Below are 16,462 nucleotides of genomic sequence, written 5' to 3'. Positions count from 1 at the left end.
GCCAGCGAACTGGAGTATTCGCAGGCGTTACTTGGGGAAGCTATCAGCTCTTCGGGACCGAGGCGTGGAGCCAGGGCCGCGCCATTTTCCCGAATTCATCATTCTGGTCTGTTGCGAATCGGGTGTCTTATACGCTAGACCTTCACGGTCCAAGCATTCCGGTAGACACGGCTTGTTCCTCGTCTCTGAGCGCCATTCACCTAGCCTGTGAGAGCCTGCGCCGAGGAGAATGCGACCTCGCGATCGCTGGCGGTGTCAATCTCTATCTGCATCCCTCCAAGTTTGTGCAGATGGCACAACTCCGTTTCGCCTCGACAGATGGAAAATGCCGCAGCTTCGGAGCAGGCGGCGACGGGTATGTTCCCGGCGAGGGGGTGGGCGTAGCGATCCTAAAACGTCTATCCGCCGCCAAGCGCGATCGCGACCAAATCTACGCCACGATCCTCGGCAGTGCGATGAACCACGGTGGCAAGACAAATGGCTATACCGTTCCCAACCCTAGCGCACAGGCAGAAGTCGTTCGGTTGGCTGTTCAGCGGTCAGGGATTGCGGCGAATACGATTTCCTACATCGAAGCCCACGGCACGGGCACGGCGCTCGGAGATCCCATTGAAATCGACGGCCTTGGGGCGGCTTTCGAGACCGCGCCGGATATGCAGAATGGCGTTTGCGCGCTGGGATCGATCAAATCGAATATTGGACACCTGGAATCGGCGGCCGGTGTGGCCGGACTGTTCAAGATCCTCCTACAAATGAAGCACCGTTTGCTCGTGCCGAGCCTGCATGCGGAAATCCAAAATCCCGCGATCGATTTCGAGTCCAGTCCCTTCCGCCTGCAAAAAGTCTGCGCGGCATGGGAAAGCGAAGGACTGCGGCGAGCCGGGATTAGCAGCTTCGGTGCGGGTGGCAGCAATGCACACGCGATCGTAGAGGAATACCAAGCTGCCAGGCGACCCGAAACTGGAACCGAGCCCGAGTTGGTTGTCCTTTCAGCGCGGAATGAGCGGCTCTTACAGATCGCGGTGCGTAACTTGGCGCAGCACCTAAGTCGCGAACCGGCAATGAGGCTGGCTGATGTGGCTTTCACACTACAGATCGGCCGCCGTGCATCTGAACATCGCCTCGCCCTGCACGCCGTTTCGATCGACCAGGCCCGCTTTCTGCTCGACGTATATCTTCAAGGCGGCCAGGCTGACGACCTATTCCTTGGAGTTGCAAACTCCTGCAAGGTCGAGATTGGAGCATCTGCGTCGGGCGACCTCCGGGAACTGGCCGCGCATTGGGTAACGGGAGGAGCAGTCCAGTGGGAAAATCTTCACCGACCGACGGAACCCTGGCGCGTCTCGCTTCCAGGATCCCCTTTTGATAGGCGACGTTGCTGGATCGCGATGCCGGAGGTCGCCTCAGCCAAACAAACCACCGTCGAGGAACTCATACATCGCGATGACCCGATTGTTCGCGAGCACCGAGTCGGCGGCATACCGACTCTGCCTGGAGCCACACTGCTTGAAATCGCGAGCCGGGCCATGAACAATGCCGGTTTTGGCGTGCCCACCGCATTTGAAGATGTGACGTGGATGCGACGAGCAGAGATTCATGCGGATTCAATGAGACTTCTAGTCTCACTCTCGCTTGAACAAAACAGTGTGAGGTTTGCGATTCGGAACACCGCGGGCGATACATACGCATCGGGCAGGTCAATCCGAAGTGGTGAGGCTCCTGGTTCGCAGGCCGTTCCGGGTGCTTTCGCGGATCTCCTCGAACCTGGCGGCCGGGTCATTTCGCAGGAACGGTACTACGAAGCGTTTGAGCAAGCCGGTGTAACTTATGGGCCGCTATTCCGGGGCATCAGAGAAGTTCGCCTGCTTCCCTTCGGAGCGTCAGCGCTATTTGACATTCAGGGAGTGGAACCTACACTGTTCGGAGGTCAATCGGTTGTTCTCGACGCAGCATTTCAAACTGTGCAGGCGGAATTGCAGCGTGACGGGCGCAACGCAGCCCTCTGGCTGCCCTTCTCGGTCGAATCTGTCCGAATCTTCAGCACGCTTCCACTCAAGGGGACTGTACTGCTACGGCGGAGCGATCCAAATCCCCCAAATGTCGAAGGGATAGATATACCGATCGCGCGCTTTCACTTGGCGATTCTAGACGACATCGGGCAAATGGTTGCAGCCGTCGAGAACTTCTGCGTGAAGTTGGTGAAGACTACTATATCTGATAGGCCGCAGAAGGAAGAACTAGAACAATGGCTGCTTCCGGTTCTTGAAGGTCTCGCGCGCGGCGATCGCGCGGTTGAAGAAACGGATCGCTTGCTCGAAGATATTTCCACAATCGCGCAGGGGCGAGGTAATAAAGATGGACAGGGCTGAAATCTTAAGACTGGTGCAAAATGGAACGATCGCGCCGCAGGAAGCCGCTCGCTTTCTTGCCGAAAGTTTGGCGATGCTAGGTGGCAATCGTGCCAATAGCCAAGACAAGCTGGCTAACGCCGACCTGACCGGCCTGATGTACAGACCCGTGTGGCGCCTAACGCCAGCGTTGCCCGAGCATCGCGTTCCGGCTGGACGTACTCCGATCTTCTTTGAAGAGCGCGAATCCGGGGATCTACCAGAGATGTGGTTTGCTCAGCTATTTCAGAAAGTCCTGGGCGCGCAAGCGATCGCCACACCCATTGCAGGACGTTCCCAAGCGGACTTCGAGGCAATTTTCGGCGCGTATAGCGATATGCCGGCCACCGTCTTCCTCTATCGGCCATCCTCCTTCGATTTGCTCTCGCTCGAATCGGTTCGCCAGATGCAGACTCGCGCGCTATACCCCTTATTGCGATCGATCCGCGCGATTCATTCCCGTTGGGGATCGGCGGCGGCTTCCGAGCTGAAGCTCATTACGTTTGACAATTATTCGGTACTCGGTTCGGAGGTAGCATTCGGATCGACTCATGCTGGACCAACAGGTGCGGCGTTGGCAGGTGTGGCGAGAGTGCTGCGCCGTGAGTACCCCAACCTCCGTGTGTCCACGATCGATCTCGATACTAGCGACTTGTCGTGGACCCGACCAGAGGAAGCCGCCGCTCTTGCAGCCCGAGTTCTCGCCGACCCGGGCGATCGGGCGGGCAGGAACATCGCCTGGCGGCATGGCAGGCGGTTTGTCCAGTCGCTGGAGATGGTGGAGCCCTTACCCAGCTTAGGCGCGAGTCCGATGCTAAGGCCCAACGGAGTTGTGGCGATCGCGGGAGGTGCCGGAGGTATTGGCAGCACCATCGCGAAATGGCTCTCAGCGCAGTACCAGTCCCGGCTGGTACTGATCGGACGCCGTGCGGTAAACAGCGAAATTCAGCAACTTCTCGGTGAGATCGGCCGGAACGGCGGTGAGGCAGTATATTTCCAGGCGGACATCACAGACCCAGAACAGGCTCTCCGTGCGGTCAACGCCGGCCGCGATCGCTTCGGAACCGTCGATGCGGCGATCCATTCGGCCATCGTGCTTGGCGACTGTGCGCTGCACAGCGCAACTGAGGAATCCTTTCGCCGCGTACTCGCTCCAAAGCTGGAGGGCTCGATCAATCTTGCCCGAGCCGCAATCGAAGGTGGCGCGAGGCTACTGGCGTTTTTTTCCTCGGCAAATGTCTTCTACGGTAATCCCGGACAAGCCAACTATGTTGCTGGATGCGCGTTCAAGGATGCCTTGGCGCGCAAACTGGCCGCATCAGGCTCGATCGAAGTCAAACTTCTGAACTGGGGATTTTGGGATGAAGTCGGGATCGTCGCATCCGCAGACTATAAATTGCGTATGGACAAGCTAGGAGTTTCCGGGATTACTAGCGATATTGGCTCCGCCGCATTCGATCGCGTGATGCGAAGCTCCCTCGAACAGGTTGTGCTGATCCGTTGCGGATCGTCCATGCGAAAGGAACTGGCCGTCCCCAGCGATCGCCCAGCACAACAGATGCCCAATGTGCATGGTTCGGCGATCCGCGAGGCAATGAAAGGCGTTCGAGGCAGTAATACTCCGAGTGTGGGTCTGCAATTCGCGGATGCCCTAGCTGCTCTTGAGGAAATCAGTCAGATCCGTCTCCTAGCCGCTTTTCGCGAACTCGGAAGCAATGATACCGAACCTCCTTCCGCAGAAGGCAGCGCGAAGCAGCTTAGATATGCATTGATTCCTGTCTGGCGCACGGCAAAAGCCAACCGGGAACTGGTTGACCGTTCGCTCCGCTGGGAAGCTGAAACAGACATTGTACGCAAACGCTTTCCAGAGTTGTCTCCGCACTTGGCGCTTCTTGAAGTCTGCGTAGCGAGTTACCCGCGACTGTGGCGTGCTGAGGTTGCAGGCCATGAGATCCTCTTCCCAAATGGTTCCAGCAACCTCGTAGCTCCAGTTTACTCAGGCAGCGACCTTGCCGAGAGTATGAACCGAACGGTTGTCTCCGCCTTGGAAGCTTGGCAAGCGGCGCGGGGGCCGACAAGACCGCTGCGGATTCTTGAGATTGGCGCAGGCACGGGGTCAACAGCCGAAGTGTTGCTGCGCTCGTTTGAAAATGTGCGGGAATTCGAGTATGTCTTCACGGATGTTTCGTCGGCCCTGGTTCGCCAGGCATCGGAGAAATTCGATCGATATTCCCAGTGCAGTTTCCGTTTGCTCGACATTGAGCGCGACCCGGCCGCGCAAGGCTTTGAACCAGGTACTTTCGATGTTGTGGTGGCATCCAACGTCCTGCACGCGACCTGCCGGATGAGTGACACGCTTGCGCGTGCAAAAAAACTGTTGCGGACAAACGGATTGTTAGCTTTGATTGAAGCCACTTCCAGTCAAGTTTTCACCACCATGACTTTCGGCGTCACGAGCGGGTGGTGGCGACATGATGAAAGTGATATGCGTTTGCCCGGCGGCCCGTTGCTCGATCGCTCAGGCTGGGAAGCAAACCTAGTGAGCGCGGGTTTTCGGGGAATTGAAGCGATCGGTTTCGGAGGAACGAACGAAACCGCGCCGTATCACGCAATCTTCGCGGAAAGCGACGGTTGGGTGCACGAGCTGGCAACCAATCCGATCGCCCTGGCAGACCGGTACGAGACCCCTACAGATCCGCCCCCGCCCTCAGTTAATAAAACCTCCCACAAGGCGTTCCTAACGGCGCTTAAGAACATTTTTGCCCGCGTCCTGAAGATGGAGCCGTCCGAAATCCGAACAGAGGCAACGTTCGAGTCGCTGGGGGTGGATTCCCTGACCGTACTTCAGTTGACCGAGCAACTGGAGCGCGAATACGGCAAGTTGTCGAAGACTTTGCTTTATGAGTATCCGACACTCAACCGCTTGGCCGCGCATTTGCATGGGGATGGGCAGCAGCAAATTCCATCACCTGCGGTCGAGCAATCGACGCGGCTTCCATCTCGCGAAGGTCAGACGATGCCGCTCGCAATTGTTGGGGTCGCCGGACGCTACCCGAACGGCAGCACGCTGGAAGAATTCTGGGCGAACCTGGCAGAGGGTCGCAGCGCTATCCAGGAAGTTCCCCGCGATCGGTTCGATTTCACCCCATTTTTCGACCCACGAGGTGGAGAGCGCAAGAGCTACAGCAAGTGGGGCGGATTTATCAGGGATGCGGATAAGTTCGATGCGGGCTTCTTCGGCATATCGCCGCGGGAAGCGAAGGACATGGACCCGCAGGAACGCGTTTTTCTTGAAACCGTGTGGGCTTGTCTCGAAGATGCAGGGTATCCTCCCCGTCGCCTAAAGGCTGCAGCCAGCGGTAGGGGGCGAAATGACGTAGGAGTCTTCGCGGGCATCACCTACGCCACGTATCAGCTTTACGCGATCGACCAATGGAATAACGGCGATCGCGTCGGAGCGCACTCGTCGTTCTGGTCGCTCGCAAATCGAGTCTCCTGGCTCTTCGATTTTCAGGGGCCGAGTATGGGGATTGACACCGCCTGCTCTTCATCCTTGGCGGCCATCCACCAAGCTTGCGAAAGTATCCGGCGGGGCGAATGCAATGCGGCTCTCGCTGGAGGCGTCAATCTGATCCTTCACCCGCTTCAGTTGGTCGGTCTGAGCCAGTTGCGGATGCTGGCTCCCGATGATAAGTGCCGCGCGTTCGGTGTTGGCGCGAATGGATTTGTGGATGGTGAGGGCGTCGGAGTTGTGTTAATTCGCCCGCTTGCAGATGCGATCGCCGACGGAGACAGGATTCGGGGCGTGATACTCGGGTCGGCCATGAATTCAAGCGGACGGACGAGCGGATATACGGTGCCGAATCCAGCGGCACAGGCAAGCTCGATCCTGGACGCCCTCGAGCAAGCCGGCGTCGATCCCAACACAATCGGGTACGTCGAGGCCCACGGCACGGGCACTGCCCTTGGCGACCCAATTGAAATCGCCGGACTGACAAAGGCTTGGCGCGAACATACGCAGGAGTCTGGTTTTTGTGCGATCGGTTCGGTGAAATCCAATATCGGGCATCTCGAATCGGCGGCTGGCGTTGCGGGGCTAACGAAAATACTTCTACAGTTCCAGCATCGGGAGATCGTGCCATCACTTCATGGCGAGCAAACAAACCCACTGATCGAATTCGAGAGCACACCATTCCGCCTGCAAACGCACAGAACCCGCTGGGAGTCTTCCTCTGGGCCGCGGCGTGCGGCGCTTAGCAGCTTCGGGGCAGGCGGCGCCAACGTGCATACGATCCTCGAAGAGTTCGAGGCCGCTTCCGTTGACGATCGCCCCGTCGAACCGGTCGATGAGTTGATTATTCTTTCGGCGAAATCGAGGCAGGCTCTGCTGGCATCAGCAGAACGGTTGTATACCCTGCTGGAGTCGAACGCGACAGATTCTCACTGCCTTGGAGATGTTGCGTGGACGCTTCAGATCGGGAGGGAGGCAATGGATTACCGCCTCGCGTTCGTCGCGGCGTCGAAGAGTGAATGCCTGGATAGGTTGCGGCGTTTTGCCGGACAAGAAGCCTCGGCGGACTCACTTTTTGAAGGGCGAGTCAAGAGCGATTCGGCGGCGGATGGTTCGTCAGACAACGGCGAGTACCTTCTCCAGTTGTGGAATGACAAGCGGTATCACAAGATCGCCAGTTTGTGGGTGACTGGTATTGAGCCAGATTGGGAGAAACTGCCTCGCAACGAAAAAAGGCGGATCGTTTCTCTCCCCTCCTATCCGTTTGAACGCGTTCGGTATTGGCCCGTGGCGACCGAAACGCTTGCCTCGCCAAAGTCCGCCACTGACGTCTATACCGCAGATGCGTGCAGGACTTTCGTGCCGAGATGGTTTTTGCTTCCTGAGCGCCCTTCCCCGACGGCAGCAGCCGGACGGCACGCGATCTTGCAGCGATCCAACTCTGCCATCGCGTCGGCTCTTGCCACGCAATATAGGGACTGCGTCACGATTTCACTTAACCGTTCAGACTGGCTCGATGAATTGGAAAGCGAAACCTCCATCTCTACTATTGATTTCCTCGGTTCGCTCGATTCCTGCGATTGGCAAGATGCTGTAGACGATTCCATTCCACTTCTTCATTTGATCCAGCACCTTGTGCGCCGGAAGTCTTCGCCTCCCCTGTTGCGTATCGTTACGGTGCGCGCGCAGAAGGCGTTACCCAGCGACAGGCTGACAAAGCCCTGGGCCGCAACTTCCATTGGTCTAGGGAGGGCCTGCCGTATCGAATTGCCGTCATTGCCGGTGGTCTGCGTTGACGTGGAGGGAAAGGAACCGGAGGCGGAAGCGGCGCGGATTGCCGGTGAATGGAACCATAGTCAGTTCGCTGAGGTGGCTTGGCGCGGCGGGGAACGATGGGTGCGCGGCATCGAAGAGGTTCCACAGCAATCGGTTCAATCCGAAGATTCGCCGCAGAATCGGTTGCGTGAAGGCGGCGTTTATCTGGTCGTTGGTGGAGCGTCAGGAGTCGGTCTTGAGATTGCCCGGTGGATGGCGGCAAAGGCACGGGCGCGCGTTGTTCTGATCGGGCGATCCGATTTCAGCGATCGCCAGGAAGCAGCTATTCAGAGCATTCGCGAACAAGGCGGAGATGCGATCTATATCCAGGCCGACGTTACCGATCGCGGGGCACTCCGCCGCGCTATAAGCGAGACACGCCGGAAGTTCGGGTCTATTTCGGGTGCCATCCACTCGGCGATGGTACTTCTCAATCAGCCGCTTGCCGCAATGTCGGACAGAACCTACGAAACCGTCCTGGCGCCCAAGGTAGCAGGAAGCGCAGCCTTCGCCGAGGCGCTCAGTGGGGAGAAACCGGACTTCGTCCTGTTCTTCTCGTCCCTTGCATCGCTGGCGCCAACACCAGGCAGCGCGAACTACGCCGCCGCTTGCGCCTTCGAGGATGCGTTTGCGTGCTATTTGCAGGATTCCGGTAAGTTTCGGGCCCAGACGATCGATTGGGGCTTTTGGGGAGACGTGGGTCAGCTTGCCACCGAAGAGGGCCGCGCGCAGTTGGCCCGGCTTGGCGTCCAGCCTATGGGCAGTGCTGCGGGTATCCAGGCATTCTCAGACATCCTACGGCTGGGATTAACCCAGTCGATTCCTCTGCGCGCGTCGGCGAAGGTGCTGCAACTTCTTGGGCTACGGGATAATGTTCAGCCAGTTTTGGGCAAGCTTGAATCGGCCTGTGCCGCTGCTACCAAAGAAGAAGAGCAATCCTCTCTGGATCTCAGGCAAGGCGAAATGGCTTTGCGAGATTTGGACTCACTCAGCAGGCTGTATCTAACGCAGGTTTGGGTGCAGTTGCGGATGTTCCCTGGAAACGGGGAAAGCCTGAATCGTGACACACTCCGCAGCCGGGCTTCCCTCTTGCCGAAGTACGAGCGCTTGTTGGAAGCTCACCTGTCGATTTTTGCAGCTAATAAACTGATCCGATTGGCTGGGAGCGATATTCTGGAAGGTCCTGAATTGGGCGCTACCCTGGCTGGACTCAATGGGGAGGAGATCGCCAGGAAGCACGCCGAATTCCTGCGCCAGCATCCAGACATGGGCGGCTTCGCACGATTGCTTGAAGTCTGTCTGAAGCCGGACGACTACGCGGCAGTGCTAGCGGGACGGAAGCTGGCTACCGAGATCCTGTTCCCTGATTCTTCGCCCGAACTGGTGACTGGAATGTACCGGAACAACCCCTGGGTCGATCGCTACAACAGGCTTCTGGCTGAAGCGCTCGCAGGCTTCGCGGGCAGCGGCGGACAGTCGAAGATTCGGATAATCGAACTAGGATCGGGAACAGGATCGACGAGTGAGTTTACCCTCCGCAAGCTCGACAGCTTTCGCGATCGAGTAACGTATGATTTCACCGACGTATCGCGGAAATTTCTCCAAGAGGGGAAGGCGGCGTTCGGCACTAGATACCCCTTTGTTAACTTCCGCCACCTGGATCTCGAACAGTCTCCAGATCGACAAGGCTTTGAGCCGGAATCCTACGACGCAGTCATAGCGACAAATGTGGTACACGCGACGCGCAGTATCCGCAGGTCGATCGAGCACATCTCACGTCTGCTGAAGCCGGGCGGGCTGCTGCTCCTGAACGAGCTGACCCACAAATCGGATTTTCAAACCATTACAGTGGCCCTGCTGGACGGTTGGTGGGCTTTTGAAGATGCCGATTTGCGGATTGAGAACTCGCCGCTATTGCTGCCCGACCGCTGGACGGCTCTGCTGCAAGAGGCTGGATTCCGAAATGGAAAGGCATTCGGCACCCCCTATCAACGCGTTTTTGTGGTTGAGCGAGGCGACCGACCGAGCGCTTCCGAAGTGGCGCTGGCCCAGGAGCCTGACGCAACACCACTACAGGCGAGCCGACCGAAAGAGAGCGCGGCAGAGGAAAAAACTAGAATTGAAGAGATCGCGAGGAGGATCGGCGCGATCGCGGCCGCCGTGCTCGAAATGGACGCAGTTCCGGAGACGGACAAGGTATTTGCGGAGATGGGCGTCGATTCCATCCTAGCCCCACAGATCGCGAACCGCATCAATGAGGAATTCGGAACCACGGTCGGGCCGGCGGACTTCTACAGCTATCCGAGTCCCTTAGAAATGGCGGCTTGGATCTCCAATGTTCAACCTCAATTCAGAGAACAGCCGGAGCCTCCCCCCGAAGTGAAAAACGACAACGCGATCGCCGTAATCGGTCTTTCTTGCCGGCTCCCGGGTGCTCGCGATGCGGAGCAGTTCTGGGAAGTGCTTCAATCCGCGCGCGAGGCCTATTCCGATCTTGCTGGAGAAAGGTGGGGAGACAATCCCAGTCGCCCAGTCCGGGGCGGACTGCTGCCAGAAGCGTTACATTTCGATCCGTTCTTCTTCCGCATCTCACCTCGGGAAGCGGCCCAAATGGATCCCCAGCAGCGAGTATTCCTTGAGGAAACTTGGAAGGCGATCGAAGATGCAGGCTACTCACCAGATAGCCTCGCCAATACTCGGTGCGGCGTGTACGCGGGCGCGGCGCAAAACTTCTACGGTTTGACTGCCGCTGATTCAGAGGGTTCGATCGCGGACTCGATGTCTTCGCTCGGCACATCAATGGCGATCCTGCCAGCGCGAGTTTCCTATCATCTCAATCTCAAAGGGCCGGCAATTCCCGTCGATACGGCCTGTTCATCTTCTCTGGTCGCAGTTCATCTGGCCTGCCAAGGCCTACTAAATGGCGATTGCGATCTCGCCCTCGCCGGAGGAGTGGCGATCTTACTGCTGTCTCCCACCGTTTACAAGTTCCTTGATGGGAGCGGCATGATTTCGACCTCCAACACGTGCCGTCCATTCGATAAGGATGCCGACGGCTTCGTTCCAGCGGAAGGGGCCGGAGTCGTGATGCTGAAGCGGCTGGCTGATGCGCTGCGGGACGGAGACCATATCTACGGGTTGATACGTGCATCGGGCGTAAACCAGGACGGGCGATCGAACGGCATCACGGCTCCCAACGCGCAGGCGCAGAGTGAACTTGAAACCGCAGTTTACGAAAAGGCCCAAATCCATCCAGAAACGATTAGTTACGTCGAAACCCACGGCACAGGAACCAAGTTGGGCGACCCAATCGAGCTCACTGCGATCGCGGACGCATTCCGCAAGTGGACTGAGGCGAAGCAGTTCTGTGCCATTGGGTCGGTAAAAAGCAATATTGGCCATACTATGGCCGCTGCGGGAATTGCAGGACTCATCAAGATCCTACTTAGCCTCAAACATTCCGAGTTGCCCGCTTCTCTGCATTTCCAAGAACCAAACCCGGCATTTGATTGGGCTTCCTCTCCTTTCTATGTTGTCAGCGAACGCCGTCCGTGGCTCCGCCCGGCAGGAGGGCTGCGGCGTGCGGCACTCAGTGCGTTCGGCTTCAGCGGTACGAACTGCCACTTGGTGATTGAGGATGGGCCGGAGGTTTCCGGCGATGCCCAGGAGCGTGGACGCGGCGAATGGCGTGTCGTCCCGGTATCGGGAAAGACACCAGCCTCGTTGCGCCGCAATCTTGAAACTCTGGCTGATTGGGCTTCGGGCCATCCAGCCGTGCATCTCGACGATATCGCATGGACTCTGTCGATAGGTCGCCAGCACTTCGAGTGCCGTGCGGCAGCGGTTGTTCGAGAAACCAGCGAACTGGTCCAGGCATTGCGTGCAGCCGCTTCGTCTGATTTCAGAACCGAGCCGGCGACGCGGTGTGAAGCTGCTGCGCGGGAATTCATTAGCGGTCAAAACGTGGACTGGAGGCAGATATGGACTGGACCGCACGGCAGGCGCATCTCGCTTCCGGCCTATTCCTTTGAACGGGAGGTATGTGCGATCGCAAGAGCCACCGAAGCCATCGGCACTCCCCCGCGAGTCGATTCCGAAACCGCTCTTCTAGACAAGGTAATGAACGCGGTAGAAGCTCGGGTCACGAGTCAAGGAGACCCACTTGCCGGCCGTGCCAGTGTCTTCGACCGTCTCGACCGGATCGGCGCATTGGGCGTACTCGAAGCGTTTCAACGAGCTGGCGTCTTGCGGCATCCCGATGACACAACGTCGAAATCCGACTTGCGGCGGAAGCTCGCTCTTGCGCCTCAGCACGAAAGACTTTTTGATGCCCTGCTTGAAATTCTCGTTGCCGAAGGGATTGTCTTGGCATCTCCAGAACGGATCGAATTGAACCGCGCCTGCGAGGAGTTTTTTGCTAACCGGATTGTCGCAACAATATCTGACCTAAGCGCCGGACTGCTGGCCGAATGTCCCGAAACCCGCCCCTACCTCGATCTGCTGAGAAAGTGCCTGCAGAGCTATCTGGAACTGCTTTCTGGGCGATTGTCCGTAACCGACCTGCTCTACAACAAAGATTCTTTGCCACTGATTGAGGCAATCAATCGCAATAACCCCCTTGCCGACCATTTCAATGCCCTTGCTGCCGAAGCGGTGCGCGAAGCAGTCCTCGCTCTGTCTGCCCGCGATCGCGACCTGCCGATCGCGATTTTGGAAATTGGCGCAGGCACTGGCTCGACTACAGCGTCGATTCTACAGGCGATCGAGTCCTTTGGCGATCGCATTGAATACCACTTCACAGACATCTCCTCGGCCTTTGTCCAGCGAGGGCGCGATCGCTGGAGCGCTGAATTCCCGTTTACCCGATACGCAGTGCTCGATATCGAAAAGGACTTCGCCGCGCAGGGTTTCGTGCCGGGCCAGTTTGCGATCGTCTGCGCGGCCAATGCGCTGCACGCGACCCGCGACATCGGCGCAACCCTGGATGCAATCAATCGGCTGCTGAGTGCAAAGGGAATCATTATCCTCAGCGAAGTCTGCCGTTTTGAAGTCTTCGCGACCCTGACTTTCGGATTTACAAGCGGTTGGTGGTTATTTGAGGACAAACGGAACCGGATACCGCACTCACCGTTGCTGAGTACCCTCAACTGGCGTCGCTGCTTGTCAGAACAAGGCTTTCCACGAGTGAGGACATCCGGTCTGCGCCATCCAGAACAGCCGGAATCGTACTTGCAGAGTCTGATCGTGGCGCAAAGCAGCGCAGAAAAGCGGTTGCCGTCAATTCCTGAGTCACCCGCGCCAGTCAACGTCGAGTCCGCAACCGTTCATCCGAAGGATTCTCCGGTCTTCGATCGCGCGATCGAAAGCAGCGAGGTTCAGGTACGCCAATTGATGGCATCGAAGCTCGATGCAGATCCCGCACGCCTGAAGCCAACCCTCCCGTTTTCCGATTTCGGGATTGACTCGATCGTTTCGGTGGAACTGGCCAAAGCCCTCAACGAGGAACTGGGAATCTCCCTTCGGTCTACGGATCTTTTCAACTACCCGACTATCCGGCAACTGGCTGGTCATATCGACGAAACATTTCCCGCACGACGCCGACCAAGCCCATTGCCCTCGGCCACGCCATTGAAACTCAATGCAATCCCCCTAGAGGATTCGGAACATGAGCAGCAAAGCGTAGAGCAGACGGCCCCAGCATTGAAACCCACTCGCTCCCCCGGCCGCCAAATTGCCATCATTGGCATTTCGGGCAGATTCCCCGGATCAAACAACCTTTCCGAGTTTTGGGAATCGATCGAAAGAGCGAAACCAGTGACCGGTGAAATCCCCCCGGATCGATGGGATTGGCGCAAGATTTATGACCCGGATCGCCTCGCTCGAAACAAGACACCGAGCCGTCACGGCGGATTCCTGAGCGGAATCGGCGAGTTCGATCCCGCACTCTTCCGGATCTCGCCCCGCGAGGCCGAACTGATGGACCCGCAGCAGCGGCTCTTTCTGACGGAAACTTGGGCGGCTCTGGAAGATGCTGGCTACTCGGATACGCGCTTAGATGGCAGCCGCACTGGTGTATTTGTTGGTGCATCCAGCGGTGATTATTCGCAAATCCTGATGAATTCAGGTCTCCCTGCTGATGGATTCATGTTCACTGGCAACGCTGGCGCGATGCTGCCCGCGCGCGTGGCATATATGTTCAATTTGAAGGGCCCAACCCTCGCAATCGATTCCGCGTGCTCCTCGTCGCTCATCGCCCTGCATACGGCTTGCGAAAACATTGAGAACGGCAATTGCGACATGGCCATTGCGGGCGGCGTCAGCGTTCTGGCGACGCCGCGGCTGCACTTACTACTCGGCAAGGTCGGTATGCTGTCGCCCAGCGGAGCGTGCAGACCGTTTGACGAAAGTGCGGATGGGATCGTGCTTAGCGAAGGAATCGGTGTTGTCGTCCTCAAGCCACTTGAGAAGGCACTAGCGGATGGCGATCGCGTTCACGCCGTAATCCGCGGGTCTGGCACCAACCAGGACGGCAAGACCAGCAGCCTCACAGCGCCTAGTGGACCTGCCCAGACAGAGCTGATTCGGGAGGTTTACAAACGATTCGCCTTGGATGCGAGATCGATCGGCTATGTCGAAACCCACGGTACAGGCACACCACTCGGCGATCCGATCGAGATTCACGCTCTGTGCGATGCCTTTAGCGATCGCGCGATCGCTCCTGCATCGCTGCCGATTGGTTCTGTGAAGGGGCTAATCGGTCACGCGCTGACGGCGGCCGGGGTCGCATCGCTGCTCAAAGTTGTTCTGGCATTGAAAAATCACCGCATACCTGCTTCCTTTGTGCCAACCGGTCTGAACCCACGAATCGAGTTAGCAGACAGTCCGTTCCGCGTCGATTCCCACGGCAGCGACTGGATTGGCACGCCGAGAAGGGCTGCCATTAGTTCGTTTGGTGCCAACGGAGCCAACTGCCACATGGTTGTGGAGGAAGCGCCTGCGATCCGCACGCAGCAATCGCCTGAATTGCCTTGTTATTTATTCGCTATTTCGGCGCGGACGCGCAGCCAACTGATTCAAAGGGCTGAAGGTCTGCTCTGCTGGCTGGAAGGTCGGGGAAACCGCTGCCGAAGCGCGGATATCGCGTTCACGTTAAACACAAAACGAAGCCATTTGGAATTCCGGGCAGCCTTTGTATCAGGGGACAAGGCGCATCTAACTGATTTGCTCCGCCGTTTCCTCAGAATTGGCGAAGGAACAGATTTCTTCGCAACTAGAGAAGACGAACCCCCAACCAATAACCTTTACGGTTCCATTGACCAAATGTTCGCGTCGCTTTCGCGTTACCTGAACGATCCCGAAGCGTATCGGCGATCGCTCTTGCCGATCGCGGCCCTGTTTGCGAGCGGGGATCTCACAGACTTGTCTCTCCTGCATCCCCAAGGAGGGCAGATTGTTGAGTTGCCGCCGTACCCTTTCGATCGCACCACGTACTGGGTGCGATCGCACGACACTGAACGCGACAGCGAATTTTGGATGCGGCATCATACGGTACAGGGCGAGCCGATGTTGCCGGGAGCGGCGACCTTACAGCTCATGGTCGAAGCCGTCGAGGAATCCGTCGGCGTAGCTGGTTTGCGCAATATCTGTTGGCTGCGTCCGGTAAAAAGTGGTGACAAGCTCTTGCCGGAGTTGCGCCTGAATGGCCAAACCCGCTACCTCGAATTGCAGTCGGAAAGCAAGGGGCAAAGATTGACCTTCGCTTCTGCCGAAGTGGTTCTCACAACTTTCGGGGAGACCTCGCCAAGCACCAGCAGCCTAGATCGTGCCGCAATTGAGGCCCGCTGCCGGACGGCAATTCATAAGGAAGAATTCTATTCGCTGGTCGATTCCCGCGACGTAACTCACGGGAGACTCTTTCGCACCGTTGAATGCCTTTGGACGGGCCCATCCGAAGCACTCGGACTGGTAAGGGCGCCCGAAGAAGAAGCGCCTTGGGTCGGCCGACTCGCTCTGCACCCGTCAATTCTGGATGGTGCGCTTCAGTGTGTTATGGGCCTATTTGCCGACAGAGCTGCGGAACTGCCCGCGCTGTTGCCCGCGTCGATCGGGGAGTTAGCTATACTGAAACCCTTGACCAGCGAATGCCTCGTCCATGTGCGACGCGCCGCAGACTCGATCGGCGATCGCTCGTTCGACCTGCGGATCGCAAATCCTGCTGGCGAGGATTTGGTACTGATCCGGGATTTCACACTGCGTCCGGCGCGGCGGTTGGGTGCGGATGCTAAGCCGGGTGCGCACCCGGCCGTAGATGCCGTGCCTTGCTACCGGCCTGTCTGGAAGGAAACACCAACGCCAGCCCAAATATCGGTTTCCGAGGGGCCGGTTCTGATCGTTTATCAGCCGGGCGATCGCGATCTAGCCGAAGCTTTGATCGCGCAGCACCCGCACTCAACCGTCTTTCATGTAAACCCCGCCGATGCTTTCCGGGCAGTTTCCGCGCGGCACTGGGAAATCGAACCTAAAGCGTATGACCTAGAGCGTATATGCCGGGAAATGCAGCCCCTGCAAACGATCTATTTCTTGGCGTCCGGCAACACTGCCGCCCCTTCCACGCTGGCGGAACTGGAAACGATCCAGGATCGGGGAGTGGTGACGCTGTTTCATCTCATAAGAGCTCTGGACAGGGCGCGCCTTTGGCAGGATCGGGCGCGGTTGAGGCTAATTACGCAAGACGTGCAGAATGCCGGCA

At 57.9% G+C, this 16,462-nt stretch carries 2 protein-coding genes (both cut by a window edge); both read left to right on the top strand.

The annotated features are described in order from the left end of the window. On the top strand, positions 1–2,369 hold the 3' portion of the coding sequence (locus QUA02_RS18450; protein ID WP_333029728.1) for an SDR family NAD(P)-dependent oxidoreductase. It extends 14,839 nt beyond the left edge of the window; 2,369 of the gene's 17,208 nt are visible here — the last part of the coding sequence; its start codon lies off the left edge, out of view; it ends in the stop codon at positions 2,367–2,369. Continuing rightward, on the top strand, positions 2,356–16,462 hold the 5' portion of the coding sequence (locus QUA02_RS18445; protein ID WP_333029727.1) for an SDR family NAD(P)-dependent oxidoreductase. Its footprint extends 12,458 nt past the window's final position; the window shows 14,107 of its 26,565 coding nt (coding positions 1–14,107); its start codon is at positions 2,356–2,358; its stop codon lies off the right edge, out of view. Before QUA02_RS18450 ends, QUA02_RS18445 begins: the two co-directional genes overlap by 14 nt.

This window comes from Microcoleus pseudofavosus SVA1_A4 (assembly GCF_036700565.1).
Classification (GTDB): Bacteria; Cyanobacteriota; Cyanobacteriia; order Cyanobacteriales; family Microcoleaceae; genus Microcoleus.
Note: the sequence above shows the minus strand (reverse complement) of the source record. Positions and strands in the feature narration are given on the sequence as shown.